Origin of the sequence: Blastococcus sp. KM273129 (genome assembly GCF_021698995.1) — a bacterium.
Classification (GTDB): domain Bacteria; phylum Actinomycetota; class Actinomycetes; order Mycobacteriales; family Geodermatophilaceae; genus Blastococcus.
The window spans coordinates 62,352-75,595 of the sequence record NZ_SSXB01000014.1; the positions used below are offsets into that span (position 1 = coordinate 62,352).

Consider the following 13,244-nt stretch of genomic DNA (forward strand, 5'->3'; position numbering starts at 1 on the left):
GGCGCAGTCCACGGGCCGCTCCTCCCGGGCGTCGGCCCGGGCGGGCACCATGCCCCGCGTGATCGACGACGCCTGGCTCGCAGACCTGCTCCGGCACCGGGCCCCGAGGCTCACCGACGCCGGGGCGGCCGCCGAGCTGGCGGGGGTGCTGAGCGCGCGCGGGGTCCCGCTCGACGAGGACGGGGTGCTCACACGCACGCTGCTCGCCGCGCTGGACGAGACGTGGGAGCGGGGCTGGCAGCCGGCCGACGTCGCGCACGCCGCCCGGCGGCAGGCCGGTGCCGGGTCGGTGCCGCTGCTCGTGGCGCTGGTCGCCGAGCACGCGCGCCGGTCCGACGCCGTGTCCCGGGCGCCGGAGGGCTGGGTGCGGCAGCTGCGCGAGCTCGGGGCGCTGGACGCCGACCCTCCAGCCGGCGCTCTCGCCTGCACGGTCGTCGCCGCGTGGCACCGGGCGGAGCAACGGGCCCCGGCCGAGGCGTGGCGCATCGTGCTGCAGCTCACCGGCGTGCTGCGCACCGCCGCGCGGCTCGAGCTGCTGGTGCCGCCGCCCTCGCGGTGGGGCGCTCCGCGGGCGCGCGCGGACCGACCGGCTGCGGACGGCGACCGGGCGCTCCGCCGGATCCGCGGGCTGCTGGCCAAGGCGGAGTCGACCGCGTTCCCCGAGGAGGCGGAGGCGCTGACCGCCAAGGCGCAGGAGCTCATGACCCGGCACGCCGTGGACGCGGCCCTGCTCGGCGACGGCACACCGTCCGGCATCGACGTCGACGCCCGCCGGGTGCACCTCGCCGACCCGTACGCGCGGGCCAAGACGCAGCTGCTGGGCGCCGTCGCGGAAGCGAACGGGGTGCGGCTGGTCTGGTACCAGGGCCTGGGCATCGCCACCCTGGTCGGCGTGCGGGCCGATCTGGACGCGGTGGAGCTGCTGTTCACCTCGCTGCTGCTCCAGGTCGCCCACGCGCTCGCCGCCGCGGAGCGGCAGGACGGGCGGCGCTCGGGTTCGCGCACGTTCCGCCGCGCGTTCCTGCTGGGTTACGCCCACCGCATCGGGGAGCGGCTGGCCGCGGCGCGCCGGAGGGCGACCGAGGAGGCCGCTGCGGAGGCGGCGGCGGAACGCGGCGCGGACCTGCTGCCGGTGCTGCGGTCGCGGCAGGCGGCGGTCGAGGCGCGCACGGCGGAGCTCTTCCCGAAGGTGCGAGCCGGCCGCAGCCGGTCCTCGGTGGACGCGGGCGGCTGGTACGCGGGCAGGGCCGCCGCGGAACGCGCCGACGTCGCCCCTCGGCGGGCACCCCTCCGCTGACGCCCCGGAGCCGGACCGAGTCACCGGTCCGGCGTTCCCCACGCGGGCCGGCCCGCCACCGCGCGAGCGCCACCGCGATCACGTTTCCGCGGGAACGCCTTCAGCCCTCCCAGTGCGGGCCGGCCCACCACCCCTCGACCGTGTCGAGCGGTCCCCGCGGGAACGCTCGCCCCCCTCCCCGCCCGGGCCGGCGGTGCCACGGCAGGCGGGCGCCGACCTGTCACCGCTCCCCGTGAGATCGCCTCGGGCATCCCACGCTGGCCGGTCGGGCCACGCGTCGTGGCGTCACCGCGCCAAGGCGTTCCTGCGGGAACGCCGCACCCTCGTGGGCAGCGGTTGTGTCACACCTCGCCGTCAGCTTTCGTACATGTGTTCGACATTCGTGGATGACGGCCCGGTCGCAGAGACACCACTGGAGCAGCTCGCCCTGGCCATCACGAGCGGGGCGGTGCGGTTGGCGGCGGCGACGGCCACCTGGCTCCGGCTGGTCGCCGAGTTCGACCAGCGGGGCGGCTGGCACGGGGTCGGCATCCTCTCCTGCGCCCACTGGCTCGCCTGGCAGTGCGGCATGGGCCCCGGCGCCGCCCGGGAGCACGTCCGCGTCGCCCGGGCCCTGCGCGGCCTGCCGCGGATCGAGGCGGCGTTCGCCGCAGGCCGGCTGTCCTACTCGAAGGTGCGCGCCCTGACCCGGGTCGCCGAGCCGGACTCCGAGGCGGCGCTGCTCGAGTTCGCCTTCGCCGCCACCGGCGGTGACCGCCCTCGCCGAGGCGCGCGCCGCGCTGGACCGCCGCCCCGGCGACCCCCCGCGGCGAGAGGTCGTCGTCCACGTCGACACCGCCGTCCTGGCAGACGACACCGCTGCCGGCCGCGCCCACGTCCAGGGCGGGCCCGCGCTCACCGGCGCCCAGGCCCGCCGGCTGCTCTGCGGGGCGACCGTCGTGGCGATGATCGAGCGCGGGCGGGAGCCGCTGGCCGTGGGACGCCGGAAGCGGCGGGCCACCGGGGCGCAGCGCCGGGCCCTGCTGCGGCGGGAGGGTGGCTGCGCCCGCCCGGGCTGCCCCGAGTCCCGGCCCGAGCGCCTGCACGTGCACCACATGCACCACTGGATCCTCGGCGGCCGGACCGACGTGGCCGACATGGTGCTCCTGTGCGACGTCGACCACGGCCTCGTCCACGAGCGCGGCCTGGTGATGAGCCGCCAGGAGGGCCGGCTGGTGGTGACCACCCCCGAGGGGCAGCGCGTCTGGGGCACCGCCGACGCCGCCTTCACCGGCGGCCTGCACGGGGCGCCCCCGGACCCCGCACGCGGGGACGACCCCTACGCCGGTGTCGCGCCGATCGACACCACGGTCGGACGCCGCCCCGCCGACGCGCCCGCTCCCGAACGCAAGACCCGCCGCAGCCCCGGGGCGCCGGGCCACCGCAGGCGGTCACCGGCCCGGCCGGACCGTGGGGCCGGGCCCACCTCGAGCCGCAGCGACCGAGGACGTCGCCGCCCGGGTCGATCCCCCGGGCACGGCCGCGTCGGCGCATCCCCGGCGACCACGAGATCCCGGCTGCCCCTCTCGACCGCGACGGCCCGGCTCGACCGGGTCCTGTCCGCCGAGGGCCCGCCGGACCTGCCCGCTGCGGGACCCGCACCCTACGAGCGGCTGGACATGCACTGGGCGATCGGCGTCCTCATGGGCAACCGCGACCTCCTCCGGCGGCTGGACGCGGAGGGGAGGTCCCCCCTCGGCGGCTGAGCCGGCGTTCCCGCGGGAACGTCGTGAGCACCGCAGGGACGCCGGAGCACCTCGGGAGCACCGCGGGGGATGCGGCGTGGGCCAGCGCACCGTTTGCCGCACACCCCCGCCGGGGAGAGGCAGCCGGTGCCTCCCTCCTCCGAGCGGGACAACCCCGCCGGCGCCAGCGCCTCCGTCCGCACCCGCCGCATCCGCGAGTTCGCCCGCGAGGTCCTCGGCTACGAGGAGTTCCGCCCCGGCCAGGAGCGGGCCATGCAGTCCGTGGTCAGCGGCCGCGACACCCTCGCCGTGCTGCCGTCGGGCGCCGGCAAGACGGCGATCTACCAGGTCGCCGGCCAGCTGCTGGACGGGCCGGTGCTGGTCGTCTCCCCGCTCATCGCCCTGCAGCGCGACCAGGTCGAGCGGCTCACCGAGCTGGCCGACGACGCCGGTGGCGCGGCGCAGCTGAACTCCGCCCTCTCGGCCGGGGACCAGCAGGAGGCCCTCGACGGGCTGCGGGACGGAACGGTCCGCTTCCTCTTCCTCGCCCCGGAGCAGCTGGCCAAGCCCGAGGTCGTCGACGTGATCGCAGCCGCCGAGCCCGCCCTGTTCGTCGTCGACGAGGCCCACTGCGTCTCCGCCTGGGGCCACGACTTCCGCCCCGACTACCTGCGCCTGGGCACCGTGATCGAGCAGCTGGGCCACCCGACGGTGCTGGCGCTCACCGCCACGGCCGCCCCGCCCGTGCGCGCCGAGATCGTCGAGCAGCTCGGCATGCGCGAGCCCGAGGTCGTCGTCGCCGGGTTCGACCGGCCGGAGATCCGGCTGGAGGTGGACCAGCACGCCGACGCGCGGAGCAAGCAGGACGCCGTCCTGGAGCGGGTGCTCACCGAGGTCGGCGAGGGGCGCGGCCCCGGCATCGTCTACAGCGCCACCCGCAAGGGCACCGAGGAGATCGCCGCCGCCCTCGCCGACCGCGGGCTGCGCACGCACCCCTACCACGCGGGGCTCAAGAAGTCCGACCGCGAGGAGACCCAGCGCGCCTGGATGGACGACGAGCTGGACGTCGTCGTCGCCACCACCGCGTTCGGCATGGGCATCGACAAGCCCGGCACCCGGTTCGTCGTCCACGCCGAGCCGGCCGATTCCGTGGACAGCTACTACCAGGAGATCGGCCGGGCCGGTCGCGACGGCGACCCGGCCCTCGCCCTCCTGGTCTACCGACAGGAGGACCTCGGGCTGCGCCGGTTCTTCGCCGCCGGCGCCCCCGCCGAGGAGGAGCTGCAGCAGGTCGCGGGCCTCGTGCAGGCCGCCGCCGCGGCGGGCATCGACGACGGCGTCGACGTCAAGGCCCTCCGGGAGGAGACCGGTCGCGCCGCCACCCCGCTGGTGCGCGACCTCAACCTGCTCGAGCAGGTCTCGGCCGTCGTGCTGGACGAGGACGGCGCGGCCCACCCCGCCGACGGCGCCCCGCCGCCCGGGGAGGCGGCCGCGCAGGCCCGCGAGCTCGCCGAGCACCACGAGAAGGTCGACCAGTCCCGCGTGGAGATGATGCGCGGCTACGCCGAGACCACCGAGTGCCGCCGCCAGTTCCTCCTCGGCTACTTCGGCGAGCAGCTCGACGAGCCGTGCGGCAACTGCGACAACTGCTCGGCCGGCACCGCCCGCGAGCACGTCGCCACCGAGCCCGACGACACGCCCTTCCCCGTGGAGACACCGGTCCAGCACACCGAGTGGGGCCCCGGCGTCGTCATGCGGGTCGAGGACGACCGGCTCACCGTGCTGTTCGACGAGGTCGGCTACAAGACCCTCGGCCTGGCCGCGGTCGTCGAGCACGACCTGCTCCGCCCGCGGAGCTGACCGGCCACCCGCCTCGACCTGCGGGACCGGCCGAACCCACCCATGATCACCAGCAGGAGAGCGGGTCGAGGCGCCTGGAGCAGACAGGGCACGGACCCGGGAGAAGGAGTGCACGCGTGAAGGTCCTCGGCATCAACGCGATCTACCACGACCCCGCGGCGGCGCTGGTCGTCGACGGCCGGGTCGTGGCCGCCGCGGAGGAGGAGCGGTTCAGCCGCCGCAAGCACGGCAAGCGCCCGCTGCCGTGGAGCGCGTGGGAGCTGCCCGAGCTCTCGGCCGCGTGGTGCCTCGAGCACGCCGGCGTCCGCCCCGAGGAGCTCGACGCCGTCGCCTACTCCTTCGACCCCGCGCTGATGGGCACGCCCGAGGACTCCGGCCTGTTCGACGACGGCGACACCATGCGCAAGAAGTACGCCGAGATGGCGCCGGACTTCCTCGCCCACGCCCTCCCCGGCCTGGACCCGGCGAAGGTGCGCTTCGTGAAGCACCACGTCGCGCACGCCGCCTCCGCCGGGAAGGCCGCTCCCCAGCGCGACAACGCGGTGCTCGTCCTCGACGGCCGCGGCGAGGCGCACAGCCACCTCGCCGGCCGCTACGTCGACGGGCAGCTGGAGGTGCTCGCCGGCCAGGCGCTCCCCCACTCCCTCGGCCTCATGTACGAGGAGCTCACCGACCACCTGGGCTTCCTGCGCAGCTCCGACGAGTTCAAGGTCATGGCGATGGCCTCCTACGGCAAGCCGCGCTTCCTCGGCGAGCTGTCCGAGCTCATCCGCGCCACCGACGACGGCGGCTTCCGCACCGAGCGGATCGACTTCGCCGAGTTCGCACCCCGCCTGCGCAAGGGGGACGACTGGACCGAGGCGCATGCCGACCTCGCCGCCAGCGTGCAGACCCGCCTGGAGGAGGTGCTGGTCGACCTCGCCCGCTGGGTGCACGAGCAGACCGGCGAGAAGACGCTCACCATGGCCGGCGGCACCGCGCTGAACTGCGTGGCCAACACCCGCATCCTGGCCGAGAGCCCGTTCGAGCAGGTGTGGGTGCAGCCGGCCGCCGGCGACGCGGGCACGGCGCTGGGCGCGGCCCTGCACGTCGCCGCCGAACTGGGCGAGCGCACCGAGCCGATGGCCGGCGCAGACCTCGGCCGCGGCTGGAGCGACGCCGAGATCGAGCGGGTCCTGCAGACGGCCGCGATCACCTACGAGCGCCCCGACGACGTCGCCGAGGCCGTCGCCGAGGTGCTCGCCGACAACGGCATCGTCGCCTGGTTCCAGGGCCGCAGCGAGTACGGCCCCCGCGCGCTGGGCCACCGCTCGCTGCTCGCCCACCCCGGCTTCGAGGCCAACCTCGAGCGGATGAACGACGTCAAGGGCCGCGAGCAGTTCCGCCCCGTCGCCCCGATGGTGCTGCTGGAGCGCGCGCCGGAGATCTTCAGCCGCGGGCCGATCCCCTCGCCGTACATGCTCTTCGTCCACGACGTCGCCGAGGAGTGGCGCGACCGCATCCCCACGGTCACCCACGTCGACGGCACGGCGCGGATCCAGACCATCGACCCGGCGGACGAGCCGCTGGTGCACCGGATGATCTCCGCCTTCGAGCGGCGGACCGGGCTGCCGGTGGTGGTGAACACCAGCCTGAACACCGCCGGCCGCCCGATGGTCGACGACCCGCGGGACGCCCTGGAGTGCTTCGGCTCCGCCCCGGTCGACCTGCTGGCGATCGGCCCGTTCGTCGTCCGCCGGTCGCAGGCCACCCCCCGCCCCGGCCAGGGCTGAGCCGGGCGGGCCGGCCGCGTATCGGTTCGGCAACGCCGGTCGCGCGCACGGGTGGCGGCCGTTACCCGGGCCCTGCCACGGGTAACGGCTCCCTGGCAGTGACCTGTCAAGCACCTGGCAGGCCGGACGACTATGGGAGGACATCATGTCTGCAACCCGCGGTAACACCGGCGCGGACCGGGGCCTGACCTGGCCGCAGATGCTCGCGGCGGTCATCGGGGCCGTCTATCTGCTCGTCGGGATCGTCGGATTCTTCGTCACCGGGTTCGACGACTTCTTCGCGCACGACACCGGGGAGACCATCCTCGGGTTCGAGGTCAACCCGTTCCACAACATCGTGCACATCCTGATCGGTGCGGCGGGCCTGGCGCTGTTCCGGACGCTGAGCGGCGCCCGGACCTACGGCTGGCTGCTGGCCATCGGGTACGGCGCGGCCTTCGTCTACGGCCTCTTCGCCGTCGACCAGGACTGGGACTTCCTGAGCCTGAACTGGGCCGACAACTGGCTGCACCTGGTCAGCGCCCTGGCCGGCCTGGTCATCGCGCTGGGCCCGGTGAAGCGCGCCGTCGAGGGCCGCACCCGCGTCTGAGCAGCTCGGGCGGGCCCCGGACGGGGCCGCACCGCGGAGCCGGGTCCCGTCGTCCCCGAGGACGGCGGGGCCCGGCTCCGCGCTTCTCCGGGCACCCGGCACCCCCGATGCGACGGCCGTCACGTCCGGCGCTACGTTGCCGGGCATGGACTTCGCTCTCTCCGCCAAGGCCGAGGACGTCTGCGCACGCGCGTGGGACTTCATGCGGGAGCACGTGTTCCCCGCCGAGCCGGTGTACGACGCCTGGCGCGCGGAGCGCGGTCACGACGACCACGAGCACCCGCCGATCCTCGAGGAGCTCAAGGCGGAGGCGCGCAAGCGCGGCCTGTGGAACCTCTTCCACCACGAGGTGGGCGGGCTCACCAACCTCGAGTACGCCTCCGTCGCCGAGATCACCGGCTGGTCCCCCGTCATCGCCCCCGAGTCGATGAACGTGGGCGCGCCGGACACCGGCAACATGGAGACGCTCATGCTGTTCGGCACCCCCGAGCACAAGGAGCGCTGGCTGAACCCGCTGCTGGAGGGCGAGATCCGCTCCGGGTTCGCGATGACCGAGCCCGACGTCGCCAGCTCCGACGCCCGCAACATCCAGACCTCGATCGTCCGCGACGGCGACGAGTACGTGATCAACGGCCGCAAGTGGTGGACCTCCGGCGCCGCCGACCCGCGCTGCCAGATCTTCATCGTCATGGGCAAGACCGACCCCGACGGCCCGCCGCACCGCCAGCAGTCGATGGTGCTCGTCCCCCGCGACACCCCGGGCCTGGAGATCATCCGGCACCTGCCGGTCTTCGGGTACCAGGACCAGCACGGCCACTCGGAGCTGCGGTTCACCGACGTCCGCGTGCCGGTCAGCAACATCCTCTCCGGCGAGGGCGACGGCTTCATGATCGCTCAGGCCCGGCTGGGCCCCGGACGCATCCACCACTGCATGCGCGCCATCGGCATGGCCGAGCGGGCGCTGGCGCTGATGGTGGAGCGGAGCAAGAACCGGGTCGCGTTCGGGCGCCCGCTGGCCGACCAGGGCACCGTCCGCGAGGCGATCGCCCTGTCCCGCATCGAGATCGACCAGGCGCGCCTCTACGTGCTGAAGACGGCGGACCTGATCGACAAGTACGGGGCCAAGGGCGCCCGCACGGAGATCTCCGCGATCAAGGTCGCCGCACCCAGGGTCGCCCTCGACGTCATCGACCGCGCGATCCAGGTGCACGGCGGCGCCGGCGTCAGCAACGACACCGTGCTGGCCCGCTTCTACGCCAGCGCCCGCACGCTGCGCATCGTCGACGGCCCGGACGCGGTGCACATCCGCGGCGTCGCCAAGGAGGAGCTCGCGCGCGAGCGCCCCTTCACCGGCTGAGCCGGCGCCGAGGGGCGGCTCAGGGCGTCAGCGTCGTCCCGAAGCCGCCCCCGGCGAGCTTGGCCATCAGCTGGGTCCGGTCCAGCCCCACCTCGGCGAGCGCGTCGCCGTCGCGGTCGGTGTCGATGCGGTCGGGCAACCGCTGCTCGACCTTCTCCGCCGTGTCGTTGTCCCCCTCGGTGCGCAGCACGCGCACCAGCTCCTGCTTGTCCAGCTCCACCGGTTCCTCCCTCGCCGCTCCTGGGCAGGGAGTGTGCTGCGGGTCACCGCTCCCCGCAACGGCGGGCGCAGCTCACCCCCGGCCGGCGCGCCGCACCAGCCAGGCGCCCGCGGCCGCGAGCACCACGGCCACGGCCAGCTGCGCGATCGCGACGCCGCTCTGGTCGCTGGCGAACCAGGTGGGGGTGGAGACCAGCAGCACCAGCGCGACACCGAGCACGAACAGCCCGACGAGCCGCTCCCGGCGGGCGTTGCGCGGGGCGGGGGTGCCGGGAGCCGGGTCGGTCATGCCCCCAGCCTGCCAAACCGGGCGCCGCGGCCCGCGTGCGGTGAGGGGGCGCACCAGGATGCCGCGTCGGGCCGCCGGCCGGGTCCAGGCGGCGTACGGTGCGACGCAGGCAGGCCGAGCCGACCCCGGAGGTCCCCGTGTCGCAGACGTCCCCGCAGGCAGCCGTGCTCATCGAGCTCGAGCCCGTCGTCGCCGAGAACCTCGACCGGCACATCCGGATGGCGAAGGAGTGGCACCCGCACGACTACGTCCCCTGGGACGAGGGGCGGAACTTCGCCTTCCTCGGCGGGGAGGACTGGTCCCCGGAGCAGTCCCGGCTGGACGCGACGGCCAAGGCGGCCATGTTCGTCAACCTGCTGACCGAGGACAACCTGCCCAGCTACCACCGCGAGATCGCCACCCGGTTCGGCCGGGACGGCGCCTGGGGCCAGTGGGTGGGCCGCTGGACGGCGGAGGAGGGCCGGCACGGGGTCGCGCTGCGCGACTACCTCGTGGTGACCCGCGGCGTCGACCCAGTCGAGCTCGAGCGGGCCCGGATGGACTACATGACCACCGGCTACGACTCCGGGGACAAGACCCCGCTGGAGGCCGTCGCCTACGTCTCGTTCCAGGAGCTGGCCACGCGCGTCTCCCACCGCAACACCGGCCGCGCCACCGGCGACCCGGTCGCCGACAAGCTGCTGGCCCGCATCGCCACCGACGAGAACCTGCACATGATCTTCTACCGGAACCTGGTGACGGCGGCGTTCGACATCGACCCGGACGAGATGATGAAGGCCGTCGCCAAGGAGGTCATGACCTTCGAGATGCCGGGCGCGAACATGGCGAACTTCCGGAAGAACTCGACGATCATCGCGAAGGCCGGCATCTACGACCTGCGCCTGCACCACGACGAGGTGGTCAGCCCGATCCTGCGCACCTGGAAGGTCTTCGAGCGCACCGACCTCGGGCCCGAGGGCGAGCAGGCCCGCGAGCAGCTGGCCGCGTTCCTGGCCGGGCTGGACGCCGAGGCCACCCGCTTCGTGGAGAGCCGGGAGCGGCTGCGCGCCCGCATGGCGGCCCGGGGGGAGACCCCGGTCCAGGTGTGACCGCAGGCCGTCAGAGCGGGCAGGCCATCACGATCTCGTCGCGGTCGTCGCCCGGCGCCACGCGGATCGCGCCGGGCAGCCGGCCCACCTCGACGTAGCCCAGCCCCTTGTAGAACTCGTCCACCCCGGTGCCCCCGCGGGCGGTCAGGTGCAGGAACTCCCAGCCCCGGTCGCGGGCGATCCGGTGCACGCCGTCCATGAGCACGCGGCCCAGGCCCTGCCCCTGGCGCGAGGGGTGCACCTGCACCCGGAGCACGGTCCCCCAGTGCCGGCGCAGCGGGCTCAGCGAGCCGACGACGCTGGCGAACCCGGCGGTCTCCCCGTCCACCTCCAGCAGGGCGAGCACGTCCCGGCCCGAGTGGACGCCCTCCAGCAGCTTGTCCAGCAGCGGGACGACGTCGTCCCCGGTGACCGGCGGCACGAAGCCGACCGCGCCGCCGGCGTTGGTCACGTCGATCCAGCAGCGCAGCAGCTCGGCGCGCAGCGCGTCGTCGACGGTGGAGACGGGGCGGACGACGGCGGCGGGCACACGGGCATTCTCCGCCCCGCCCCGGACCGGGCTCGACGCGGGCCTCAGCCCTGCTTGGTCGGCGGCTCCCCGGCGGCGCGGGCCTCCGCCGCCCGCTCCGGGTCGTAGGCGCAGGCGTCGGCGACATCGGTGGCCGGCCCCGCCGCCGGCTCCGGGGCCTCCGGGGCGTCGGCCACGTCCGCCGGCGGCTGGGTCGCCGCCGCGGGCACGGGCACGGGCGGGTCGATGGCGTCCTGGACGAGCTGCCGGATGGCGTCGTAGTCGGGGTAGGCGGGGTCGATCACCGGGGGGTCGAGGACGACGCTGCGGATCTCGGCGTCCTTCACGCGGAACGCCAGGTCCACGAAGTCGTCCAGCCGCGTCCGCGGGATGTCGGTGCTGACGATGTCCTCGGTGGTCGCGGCGAGCTGCTGGTAGCGCTGCAGCAGGGTGACCGGGTCGGCGGCGTCGACGATCGCGGAGATCGTGCAGCGCTGCCGCTCCATCCGGTCGTAGTCGCTGAGCCCGAACCGGCCCCGGGCGAAGTCCAGCGCGGTGGTGCCGTCCATCCGGACGTCCCGGCCGGGCGCGATGTAGTCGTCGGGCAGCTCCCCGGTGCTCGGGTTGCCGTTGACCGGGACGTAGTAGTTCACGTTCACCGTGACGCCGTCGAGCGCGTCGACCAGCCGGCTGAAGCCCTCGAGGTTGACCAGCACGAAGTAGTCGATCCGCAGCCCGAGGGCCTCCCCGACCCCCAGCTTCAGGAAGTCGGCGCCCGGGTCGTCGGTGGGGCCCAGGGCGTCGGGGTACCAGGCGGGGCCGTTGCGGTAGACGGCGTTGAGCAGGCTCTCGCTCTCGCTGCCGGCGTCGAAGCCGTCGGGGTAGAGCTCGCCGAGCGGGCTGTCCTCGGGGAAGGGCAGGTCCTGCAGGTTGCGGGGGAGGCTGACCAGGACGGTCTCGCCGGTCTCGACGTCGGTGCTGGCCACGATGACGGTGTCGGTGCGCACGCCCTCGCGGCCCTCCCCGCCGTCGCCCCCGAGCAGCAGGACGTTCACCCGGTCCCGGCCGCCGAAGAGCTCGGCGGTGTCCTCCTCGTCCGCGTCCACGGTGGCCGACTCGCGCTCGTCGTCGAAGACCCCGGCGATGAGGTCGCGCGACGTCGTGGCCAGGTGCCCGGCGAAGACCGCCGGGGCGGCGATCGCGGCGGCCAGCAGCGCCACGACGGCACCGCCCACGACGTGCCGCCCGCGTGAGGTGCCCCGGGGCACCAGCACCCGGTAACCGGCGACGACGACGGCGATCCACAGGGCGGCCAGCAGGCCGACGCCCACCGTCGCCCACAGCAGCACGTCGGTGTCGACGAGGGTGCGCGCGGCGACCTGCTGCCCGGCGGTGGCCAGCCACAGCCCGCCCGCGACGAGCAGGAGGAAGACGGCGAGCACCGCCGCGCCGAGCCGCCGCCGGCCGGCCGCCAGGAACGCGGTCCCGGGCACGAGCGCCCCCAGGGCCGTCCAGCCCAGGGCGGCGCCGAAGCCGCGCCGCTGCCCCTGCGCCGGTGGGCGTGCGCCCGCGTCCCCGTACCCGCTCACCGGGCCATGCTCCCACTGTTCGGCCAGGTGGGGGCGCCGACGGCGGACCACCCGGTCGGGACCGCCCGATCCGGCGACCCGGGGGGCCGGCGCCGGGCCGCTCGCCGTCGGGGCTGCTCCGTAAGCTCCGCGGCGTGCGACTGGCCACCTGGAACGTCAACTCGATCCGCACCCGCGCCGACCGCGTCGCCGCCTTCCTGCAGCGGCACGACGTCGACGTCCTGGCGCTCCAGGAGACCAAGTGCCGGGACGACCAGTTCCCCGAGATGGTGTTCGGCGCACTCGGCTACGAGGTCGCGCACGTCGGCCACTCGCAGTGGAACGGCGTCGCGATCCTGTCCCGGGTCGGCCTCGACGACGTGACCACCGGCTTCGCCGGGATGCCGTCGTGGTCGGCGAAGGAGGGGGTGGCGCCCAGCGCGGAGGCCCGCGCCCTGGGCGCCACCTGCGGCGGGGTGCGCGTGTGGAGCCTGTACGTGCCCAACGGCCGGACGCTGGAAGATCCGCACTACGCCTACAAGCTGGAGTGGCTGGCCGCGCTGCGGGGCACCGCCGCGGGCTGGCTCGCCGAGGACCCGGCCGCGCAGGTGGCCCTCGTCGGCGACTGGAACATCGCCCCGCAGGACGACGACGTCTGGGACATGTCGGTGTTCAGCCGGTCCACGCACGTCTCCGCGCCGGAACGGGCGGCGTTCCAGGCGGTGGTCGACGCCGGGTACGCCGACGTGGTGCGCCCGCACGCGCCGGGCCCGGGCGTCTACACCTACTGGGACTACACCCAGCTGCGCTTCCCCCGGCGTGAGGGCATGCGGATCGACTTCGTGCTGGGCTCCCCGGCCCTGGCCGCCCGGGTCGACCGCGCGTTCATCGACCGCGAGGAGCGCAAGGGCAAGGGCGCCAGCGACCACGCCCCGGTGGTGGTCGACCTCGCGGAGTGACGCGGCGCCGGCTG

Annotated in this window: 12 protein-coding genes; 8 read left to right on the top strand and 4 right to left on the bottom strand. The window is 75.0% G+C overall.

The genetic code is table 11. The features are described from left to right. Window positions 1-58 precede the first annotated feature (58 nt). The 6 genes from E9565_RS06400 to E9565_RS06425 all read left to right on the top strand — a co-directional run bounded on the left by E9565_RS06400 (window position 59) and on the right by E9565_RS06425 (window position 8,599). The gene (locus E9565_RS06400; RefSeq protein ID WP_236834347.1) at window positions 59-1,297 is read left to right on the top strand and encodes a DUF2786 domain-containing protein; all 1,239 of its coding nucleotides are present in this window, start codon (window positions 59-61) and stop codon (window positions 1,295-1,297) included. A 749-nt stretch (window positions 1,298-2,046) separates the two neighbouring features. Next, entirely contained in the window at window positions 2,047-3,042 is a 996-nt protein-coding gene (locus E9565_RS06405; RefSeq protein ID WP_236834348.1) for an HNH endonuclease signature motif containing protein, read from the top strand. Window positions 3,043-3,168: 126 nt separating this feature from the next. Beyond that, the gene (locus tag E9565_RS06410; RefSeq protein ID WP_236825457.1) at window positions 3,169-4,881 is read left to right on the top strand and encodes an ATP-dependent DNA helicase RecQ; all 1,713 of its coding nucleotides are present in this window, start codon (window positions 3,169-3,171) and stop codon (window positions 4,879-4,881) included. Window positions 4,882-4,997: 116 nt separating this feature from the next. Then, window positions 4,998-6,653, top strand: coding sequence for a carbamoyltransferase C-terminal domain-containing protein (locus E9565_RS06415; RefSeq protein WP_236825458.1), 1,656 nt, complete (start codon window positions 4,998-5,000; stop codon window positions 6,651-6,653). Window positions 6,654-6,798: 145 nt separating this feature from the next. Further along, window positions 6,799-7,242: a DUF4383 domain-containing protein gene (locus E9565_RS06420; RefSeq protein WP_236825459.1), complete on the top strand. Its 444-nt coding sequence runs from the start codon at window positions 6,799-6,801 to the stop codon at window positions 7,240-7,242. A 145-nt stretch (window positions 7,243-7,387) separates the two neighbouring features. After that, window positions 7,388-8,599 (top strand): acyl-CoA dehydrogenase family protein, encoded by a 1,212-nt coding sequence (locus E9565_RS06425; protein WP_236825460.1) that lies wholly within the window; start codon window positions 7,388-7,390, stop codon window positions 8,597-8,599. A 19-nt stretch (window positions 8,600-8,618) separates the two neighbouring features. Here E9565_RS06425 and E9565_RS06430 read toward each other — a convergent pair whose 3' ends face one another. Continuing rightward, the gene (locus E9565_RS06430) at window positions 8,619-8,819 is read right to left on the bottom strand and encodes a hypothetical protein (protein ID WP_236834349.1); all 201 of its coding nucleotides are present in this window, start codon (window positions 8,817-8,819) and stop codon (window positions 8,619-8,621) included. Window positions 8,820-8,891: 72 nt separating this feature from the next. Then, window positions 8,892-9,107, bottom strand: a complete 216-nt coding sequence (locus tag E9565_RS06435) for a hypothetical protein (protein WP_236825462.1) — start codon at window positions 9,105-9,107, stop codon at window positions 8,892-8,894. Between the two features lie 137 nt (window positions 9,108-9,244). Between E9565_RS06435 and E9565_RS06440 the strand changes: the two genes are divergently transcribed. Then, entirely contained in the window at window positions 9,245-10,195 is a 951-nt protein-coding gene (locus E9565_RS06440; protein ID WP_236825463.1) for an acyl-ACP desaturase, read from the top strand. Window positions 10,196-10,205: 10 nt separating this feature from the next. On the opposite strand, the gene E9565_RS06445 is transcribed toward E9565_RS06440, so the two are convergent. Together E9565_RS06445 and E9565_RS23135 are read right to left on the bottom strand one after the other, a co-directional pair. After that, entirely contained in the window at window positions 10,206-10,724 is a 519-nt protein-coding gene (locus tag E9565_RS06445) for a GNAT family N-acetyltransferase (protein ID WP_236825464.1), read from the bottom strand. Window positions 10,725-10,768: 44 nt separating this feature from the next. Next, window positions 10,769-12,292, bottom strand: coding sequence for an LCP family protein (locus tag E9565_RS23135; protein WP_236834350.1), 1,524 nt, complete (start codon window positions 12,290-12,292; stop codon window positions 10,769-10,771). 134 nt (window positions 12,293-12,426) lie between these two features. On the opposite strand from E9565_RS23135, the gene E9565_RS06455 reads away from it, so the two are divergent. Continuing rightward, window positions 12,427-13,230, top strand: coding sequence for an exodeoxyribonuclease III (locus E9565_RS06455; protein WP_236825466.1), 804 nt, complete (start codon window positions 12,427-12,429; stop codon window positions 13,228-13,230). Window positions 13,231-13,244: the final 14 nt, after the last annotated feature.